The sequence below is a fragment of the Enterorhabdus sp. P55 genome (assembly GCF_009911695.1).
Taxonomy (GTDB): domain Bacteria; phylum Actinomycetota; class Coriobacteriia; order Coriobacteriales; family Eggerthellaceae; genus Enterorhabdus.
On sequence record NZ_QWKK01000097.1, the window covers coordinates 1 to 8057 of the forward strand.

General features: G+C 69.5%; 5 protein-coding genes. All 5 read right to left on the bottom strand.

Translation table 11 applies throughout. The features are described 5' to 3' along the window. Positions 1–273: 273 nt before the first annotated feature. Entirely contained in the window at positions 274–1842 is a 1569-nt protein-coding gene (locus D1643_RS08795; protein ID WP_160710265.1) for an amidohydrolase, read from the bottom strand. Between the two features lie 10 nt (positions 1843–1852). Further along, positions 1853–2992 (bottom strand): aromatic amino acid transport family protein, encoded by a 1140-nt coding sequence (locus tag D1643_RS08800; RefSeq protein ID WP_160710266.1) that lies wholly within the window; start codon positions 2990–2992, stop codon positions 1853–1855. 407 nt (positions 2993–3399) lie between these two features. Then, the gene (locus D1643_RS08805) at positions 3400–5181 is read right to left on the bottom strand and encodes an ABC transporter ATP-binding protein (RefSeq protein ID WP_160710267.1); all 1782 of its coding nucleotides are present in this window, start codon (positions 5179–5181) and stop codon (positions 3400–3402) included. A gap of 168 nt (positions 5182–5349) precedes the next feature. Next, on the bottom strand, positions 5350–7500 hold the full coding sequence (locus tag D1643_RS08810) for a UvrD-helicase domain-containing protein (RefSeq protein WP_160710268.1): 2151 nt from the start codon (positions 7498–7500) through the stop codon (positions 5350–5352). Between the two features lies 1 nt (position 7501). After that, a complete protein-coding gene (locus tag D1643_RS08815; RefSeq protein WP_160710269.1) occupies positions 7502–7921 on the bottom strand; it encodes a peptide deformylase in 420 nt (139 codons plus the stop codon). Positions 7922–8057 lie beyond the last annotated feature (136 nt).

Sequence of the window (8057 nt, forward strand, 5' to 3'; positions counted from 1 at the left end):
GGGGTGCCAGGGGGTCACACCTGATGGCACACCCCTGCCGGGGTGTGCCATCAGGTGTGACCCCCTGGCACCCCCTGGCACCCCCGGCACCCGTCACTCTGGCCATTTTCACCACGGTTTACGCAGCCGAAGCGACATTGCGGATGACAAAGGGAAAACACCTCGCCTCTGACCTGGTGCTTCGCCAAGGACATCCCCCACCGGACGCCCCATCAGCGTAAAGCGCACCATTTTTGGCCGCAAACCGCCGCGGCGGCCTCCGCGGCGGGACGCCTACACCAGACGCGGCCGGCGCGTCAGAACGCGCGCCAAGGCACCCAGGCCCTCAGACAGCGGGCGGTAGGGCCGGCCGCGCAGCCACAGGCCACGAGCGCAACATCCCTCAAGTGCTGCAGGCTCGCAGGCCTCCAAGTCCACATCGCAGGCGAAGAAGCTCGCCTCCCAGCCCTCGCGCAGCAGCCCCTTGCGTTCTCCCAGCATCTCGCCGCCGCTGGCGGTGTAGGTCCGTAGCGCCTCGAACCCCGTCAGCGACTGCCCCGGCACGGCGAACTCCCGCATGCCGCGCATCTGGAGGAACGGGTCGACCGACTGCACCGGCGCGTCACTCGACCCGCACACAGGCACGCCGGCGCGCACGAGACGCGCGAGCGGCACCTGAGACCCCACCTGCTCCTCATCGAGGAACCGCTCGTAACCATGGAGAAAGCGCGCGTCCACCCACGCATAGCCCGGCTGGACGGTGATGAAGGGGCGCCGCTCGCACGCCCAGGCCACGGCGTCTGCGGAGGGAAACTCGAAGTGGTCGATGCGATGGCGCCCGGGGACGCCGTCGAGCACGCCCACCAGCTGGTCGATGGCCGCATCGCCGATGGCATGCGCCGTCACCTGGTAGCCCTGCCCCGCCAGGCGCCCCACCGCATCCGCCAGCTCGGCGGTGTCGAAGTAGAGCGACCCGCGCGTACCATCGCGGTACGGCCGGGAGAACGCCGCCGTACGCGACCCCACCGACCCGTCCGTCTCCCACGCCATGCAGCCGCCGACGCGCGCGGCGGCCATGCGCGGCCGCACGCGAGCGAGCTTGCGCTCGTCAAGGTACTGGGGAAACAGGCGCACGTCGATGGGCAGGCGCTGGGCCAGGAAGGCCGCCAGCTCGCCCACCACGTCACGCTCCACGTCATCGGTGCCCTCGAGGGCACATACCGTGCCGATGCCGAACCCCGCGCACTCGTTGCAGAAGCGCGCGATGCCGCGCGCGAGCGCCGCCGGAGTGAGCCGCAAGGCCAGATGAGCGGTGAGCTTGCCTAGGTTGGCGTCGTGCGCCTCCCCCGAGAACACGCCATCGGGCGCGACCGCCCCAAGCCCCAGCTTCTCCAGCAGCGACGACGAGCACGATCCCGAATGCCCGTCGATGTTCATCAGCCACACGTCGGCCCCGCTCGCCCACGCGTCAAGCTCGCGCCGATCGGGCAGCCGGCCCTCGTCCACAGCCGCCGACACATAGCCGCTCAAGATGAGCAGCCTCCCCGGCCGCGCGCCTGCCCGCCCGGCCGCGGCCCGCACGCGCGCCTCGACGCCAGCCAGGTCATGAGGCTCCACGCGGCCATCGGCGAGCACGCACACCGGCTCGCCCACGCTCGCCAGCGCGATGGCCTCCATCAGGTGAAGATGCGCGTCGATAAGCGCCGGGTACACGTGCGCGCCGCCCATATCGACCACGCGGTCGCCGCCGCGCGCGCCGCCGTCAATAGCCGCGATGACACCGTCCTCCACCACGAGCGAGCGACCCGTGGCGCCCTCGCCCTCCAAGGTGTGGAACACGCCGTTCTCGAAGACGGTGCGCATGGCTGCCTCCCTACAGGCTCACAGCGCTGCCGACGGCCATGAGGAGGAACGCCGCCAGCACGATGACCTGCATGGGCGTGCTGGCCAGGACGTCAGGCAGCAGGATGCGCCCGTTCGCACGGCGACAGCGACGGAAGGCCGGCACCACCATGACGGCCATGAGGATGGCGATGAGCCCGCCGGCCGTGCGCATGATGGCGAGAAAGCCACCCAGGTTGAGCAGCACCAGGATGAGCGAGGGCAGCGTCGCGATGGCCCAGCACACGCGACGATGGAGCCCCGTCTGCTCCTGCACGATGTCCGACAGCGCCAGCGAGATCGACCAGTACGTGGTAAGCATGGCCAGCACGGTGAAGGCCGAGCCGAGCACCTGGGCCCACAGCCCGATGCCCTCCGACCAGCCGATGATGCCCAGCTCGGTGACACGCGCCGAGCTGCCGAGCGCGCACAGCACGATGACGACGCTGAACAGCAGGTTGATCCCGAGGCCCAGCAGCACGGCGCGGCGCACGCGCACCGGATCGCGCCCGAGCCCCTCCACCGCCTGGGGCACGCTGAAGAACGCGACGAACGAGAACATCGCCATGCCGAAGAAGGCCAGCAGCTCGTTGGGCTGGCCGACCACGCCCCACGGCAGCGGATTGCGCCAGCTCAGCACCGACGCGACGGCCAGCACGGCCACGATTCCCAGGATGACGCTGATGGAGAGCGCCTCGCTCACGCCGAGCACCTTCAATCCGAAGAGCACGATCACAGCCGCGATGGCGTAGAACAGCAGCGTAGCGACAAGCGGCGGGAAGCCGGCCGCCTCGAAGATCTCCGCGCCGCCGGCCACATAGGCCGCCAGGTTGGTGATGAGCACGAGCGCCGTCAGCACGAACAGCATGCCCACGAAGACGTTGCCACGCGGGCCGCGGAACAGGTAGGTGCGGAACACCGATATGATCTGGGAGCCCTTGCCGCTGCCAAGGGTGATCTCGGCCAGCATCAGGTGCATGCAGTAGCTGAAGAAGAACGCCACGCCCAGGATGAGCAGCCCCGGCACGAGCCCCGCCCGATCCACCAGGTACGGCAGCGTCATAACGCCGCTTCCCACCCCGTAGCCCGCAATGATGCACGCGGCCTGCCAGACCGTCAGCCTCTTCTCCACGACGCCCCCCTCGCTCCTGTGGCAAACGGCGTCCATTGTACCCCAGACGAGACGCCAACCGCCCCGATGCGTCCGTCGCGGCAGACACGGCCAAACGATACGACGAGACCGAGGGAGAAGGGACGCAGAAGGCAACGGATCGCGTTTCTGGCCATTTTCGCCACGGTTTACGCAGCCGAAACGCCGCCGCACGCGACAAGAAGAAAGCGTCCTGCGTGCGACCTGGGGTTATGCCGGGCGCCGTTCGCGGCAAGCCCGACGCTCGGCGTCAACGCAGCGTAAAGCGCATCGTTTTTGGCCACAAATGACGGAGCGGGGTGACGTATGGGTGACGGAGGGTCACACCTGATGGCACGCCCCGACGGGGCGTGCCATCAGGTGTGACCCTCCGTCACCCCGCTCCCCCGCTACCCCGCATAAGCGCCGGTCTGGCGGCTCCAAAGCGCGGCGTACTCGCCGTTGCGCTCCACCAGGTCGGCATGGGGGCCGTCCTCCGCGATGCGGCCGTGGTCGAGCACGACGATGCGGTCGAGGCTCGCCACGGTGGACAGCCGATGCGCCACCACGATGGCAGTGCGCCCAGCCATGAGACGCCCGAGCGCCTCCTGCACGGCAGCCTCGCTCTCGGAGTCGAGCGCGCTCGTGGCCTCATCCAACACCAGGATGGGGCAGTCGGCGAGCATTGCCCGTGCGATGGCGATGCGCTGGCGCTGGCCGCCCGAGAGCTTCACGCCGCGCTCGCCGGTGACGGTGGCGAAGCCCTGCGGCAGCGCCTCGATGAACTCGAGCGCGTTCGCAGCCTGGGCCGCCGCCCGAATCTCCTCGTCAGTGGCGTCGGGCCGCCCGTAGGCGATGTTCTCCGCGATGGTGCGGTGGAACAGCAGCGCCTCCTGGGGCACGTAGGCTATCTGGCGCCGCAGCGACTGCTGGGTCACGTCGGCCACGTTCTGGCCGTCCACGAGAATCTCGCCCTCCTGGATGTCGGCCAGGCGCAGCAGCAGCTTGGTGAGCGTCGTCTTCCCCGCGCCGCTCATGCCCACCAGGCCCACGCGCTGCCCGGCCGGGATGCGCAGGTTGAAGTCGTCAAACACCTGGGTGCGCGCATCGCCGTCGGTGTACCAGAAGTTGATGTCCCTAAAGTCGATGGCGCCCCGCTCCACCACGAGGGGCTCCGCACCCGGCTTGTCGGCCACGAGCCGCGGCTCGTCGAGCACCGCCGTCATGCCGCTCGCATCGCCGAAGGCCTGGTTGATGCGCTGCAGGCCCGTGTTGATGAAGTTGAACTGGTTGGTCACCGTGTTGGTGTAGGTGAACATGAGGATGACCGTGCCCGGCGTGATGCCGAACCACGCGTTACCGCCCGAGATGAACACCGTCACCACGCTCATGATGACCACAGTGATGGCCGCCGTGGTGATGCCACGGACGAGCGAGGCGCGCATACGCTTGGAGTCGCGGGCCACCACCTCGCGGTTCGCCGTGTCGAAGAGCCCCCGCTCGTAGTCCTCGCGCCCGTAGGTCTTCACCGCCAGGATGTTGGCAACCGCATCCGACAGCTCGCCCGACAGCTGGTTCTGGGCGCTCGCCGCCTTCTCGTTCAGGTGCAAGATGCGCTTGTACATAAGGTAGCTGACCACCGCATACACCGCGAGCATGCCCATGAGCACCGCCGCATAGGCCGGCACCACGGGAACGAGGATGAGGCAGGTGAAGGTGACCGAGCACAGGATGGGCAAAAACGGGAAGTTCATGACCTGGAGCAGCTGGGTGTAGCCGGCCATGAACTTGGACGCCTGGCTCACGAGCGCCCCGCCGAAGCGGTTGGAGTGGAACGACAGCGACTGGTTGCACAGGCAGTCGAAGGAGGTGGTGGCCAGGTCGTAGTTCACGGCTATCTGGAGCTTCCACAGCGTGTAGTCCTGCAGCTTGGAGCACGCCTGGCCCGCCAGGTTGATGCCGATGAGCGCCGCGACATAGGGCCCGAACACCGAGAACACCTCGTCAGAGCCCACGGGCGCCGCGCTGATGCGATCCACGATGAGGCTCATCACGTAGGGGTTGCCGTAGGTGAGGAACCCGCAGAACCCGATGGTGGAGGCCACGAGCGCCACGAACAGCCCCAGGTGGTTGCGCGTCGCCAGCCAGTAGTAGTGCAGGCTGCGCATCGTAAGCGATTGTTTCTTGGCCATGGCCTCTCTTCTCCTAACTTCCCACCGGCCGAACGCGGGGGACGCCCGATGCCCTCCCCACTTGAGCGGGACGCGGCTGCGAGGCGGATACCCGCACCGCAGCACACAGAACTGTCCCCTGTGCGCCCCTAGCGCCTCATGTGCGCTGCGCCCCCCCCCTGTGCGCCCCTAGCGCCTCAGCAGCTCCGTCAGCTCGCCGTCGGCCAGGATGGTTACGTGGCGGGTGGCGCGGGAGAGGGCGGTGTAGAGGCGCCGGCGCGCCAGATCGGTGGCGGGGAACACCCGCGCCGAGGCGTCGGGGATGGTCACGCGGTCGAACTCCAGGCCCTTGGCCAGCGCAAGCGGCAGCACCGCCACGCCGGCATCGGGCAGGCTGTCGCGCTCCCCCACCACCACGGCGCCCTCGCCTAGGGTCCGGGCCACGCGGCGCGCCTCGCTCTTGTAGGGCACGATGACCGCCGTGAGCCCCGGGGCGCCGGCCGCCTCTTCCGCCACGCGGCGCAGCTCGGCGGCCCAGGCGTCGCCGTCGGGCGCCACGATGACCTCGGGCGGCGCAGCCTCACGCTGCACGGAGGACACCTCCAGGGCCTCCTCCGGCGGCAGAAGCGACGCGAACAGGTCGGTGATGGCGGGGGTGGAGCGGTAGCTCGTCATGAGGCGGCACTCGCTCACCGGGCCGCGGGCGGCCTCGAACACCGCGCGCACCTCGTCCCACGAGGCCGTCCCCTCGACGATGGCCTGGTTCGGATCCCCCAGCAGGAGGAACCGGGCGCGGCGGAAGTAGCGCGCCGCCACCGCCAGCTGAGCGGCCGTGTAGTCCTGCACCTCGTCGATCATCACGTACTTGGCCCCGGGGTCGGAAAGCCCCGTGAGCGCCATCTTCAGGTAGACCCACTCCACCGAGGTGAGCCCCGGGTCTCCGAGCAGACGCAGGGCCACCCGGTCCACGTCGAGCCACTCGTCGCGCTCCACGCGCCCGGGCGCATCGGCGTGGCGGTCGCGCAGGTAGCGCAGGGCCAGCGCACGCTCCTCGGCCTCGTCGACCGGGTCGGCCGTCTCGCCGAACAGGCGCAGCTGCTCCTCGATGGAGAGCGCCGCCACCTCGTTCTGCACGGCCTCCGTCGCCGCCAGCTGGCCGAGGCGCGCCTCCAGGCGCTTCGCCAGCTCCTCGCGCATGAGGCTCACGCGGTGCGGGCCGGCCGCGACGTTGCGGAACTTCTGGCACGCCTTCCACACCGCGTCGGAGCCGATGAGGGTGACCCCCGCGCTCGTCACGGGGCGGAAGTCGCGCGGGTCGAACTCGAAGGAGGCCACGGCCGCATCGATGCGCGCCAGGTCGTCCAGGCTGGCCGATCCCTCCCCCACGCCGCGGTCTGCGGGCAGGAGCGGCGCGAGGAGCTCGCCCCAGGTGAGGGTGCGCGGGTTGCGCTCACCCAGGTCGGGCAGGACGTTCGCGATGTAGCGGCTGAACACCGGGTTGGGCGTGATGAGGCACACCTCCTCCGGGCGCAGGGTGTCGCGGTTGCGGTAGAACAGGTAGGCGATGCGCTGGAGCAGCACCGAGGTCTTGCCCGACCCGGCGATGCCCGCCACGAGCAGCGTCGGCACGTCGTCATGGCGGATCACCACGTTCTGCTCGCGCTGGATGGTGGCCGTGATGGCCTGCATCTGCGCCGAGCGCTGGCGCGAGAGCGACGCGAGCAAGAGAGAGTCCTGGATGGCCACGTCGCTGTCGAAGTAGCCGCGCAGCTCGTCGCGCTCGATGTCGAACTGGCGGCGCAGCAGCAGATCCACGTTGATCGTGCGCCCGTCGGCCTCGTAGGAGGTGGGGCCCATGGCCTGGTTGTAGTACACCTCGGCCACGGGGCTGCGCCAGTCCACCACCAGGCGGCGATACCCCGCATCGGAGATGCCGGCGGTGCCCAGGTAGAGGTCCTTCGGCGCGTCACCCTCGCGGAAGCGCAGGGACACCTTGGCGAAGTAGGGCTGGCGCAGAAGCGCCTCCACGGCAGCCAGGCGCTCGGCCTGCACGCTGTGGGACAGGTTGTACCCGTCGATGATGCGGTTGAGCGCCATGAAGTCGGCGTGGGTCTCCATGGCGTCGTCCCAGGTGGCGTAGTTGGTGGCCAGCTCCTCGGCCATGGACTCCTTGTCGGCCGCGGCATCAGCCGCCAGCTCGCCCATGGCGCGGGCGGCGTCGCGTCCCAGCTCGAGCAAGGTGGCGTAGGTGGCGGAGAGGTGGGCCTGCTCCGCCTGGAACACGGGGTCAGCCGCGCCGTCGGCCGCGCCCGGCGCGTGCCCCTCAGCAGGGGCCGTCATGCTACACCAGCTCGCCGTTGCAGTGGTCGATCATGTGCTGGACGAGCTGGGCCTGCCAGCCCTCCATCTTCTTCTTGCGGGGCATGAGCTCGCCGTTGAGCAGCACGTCGTAGGACACGCGGATCCACTTGTAGCGGGTGATGGCGGCGGCCTCCTCGCGAGACAGGCACGCCTCCACGGCCGGGAAGGGCTTGAGCGCCTGGGTGATCTGCGGGTTGTACATCACCACCGGGCGGTCCTTCTCGTTGAGGTAGGCGACGATGGCCTTGGTCACGCCGATCTGGTTGGCCGCCAGCGCCGCGGCCTCCTCGTTGGCCAGCAGCGTGTCCACCAGGTCCTGGGCCACCTCCGCGTCGGCCGCCGTGGCCGGCTCGCAGGGCTGGGAAAGGATGGCCTCGTCCGTGACGATGTCCTTGATCATGGGAATGCCTCCGCTCGGTATCGAAAAAACGCATCGAAGCATTCTAACGTAAACCGGCGCCGGAAGCGAAGGCCCGCGACAGCGGCCCGCCCCGCGCCGGCCGCCGCGCTCGCCCGCCGCGCCAGGCCGGCCGTCC

Bases quoted from the DNA above. Each gene is read 5' to 3' on its own strand.
- D1643_RS08805 (WP_160710267.1), bottom strand. From the start codon at position 5,181: ATGGCCAAGAAACAATCGCTTACGATGCGCAGCCTGCACTACTACTGG.
- D1643_RS08810 (WP_160710268.1), bottom strand. From the start codon at position 7,500: ATGACGGCCCCTGCTGAGGGGCACGCGCCGGGCGCGGCCGACGGCGCG.
- D1643_RS08815 (WP_160710269.1), bottom strand. From the start codon at position 7,921: ATGATCAAGGACATCGTCACGGACGAGGCCATCCTTTCCCAGCCCTGC.
- D1643_RS08795 (WP_160710265.1), bottom strand. From the start codon at position 1,842: ATGCGCACCGTCTTCGAGAACGGCGTGTTCCACACCTTGGAGGGCGAG.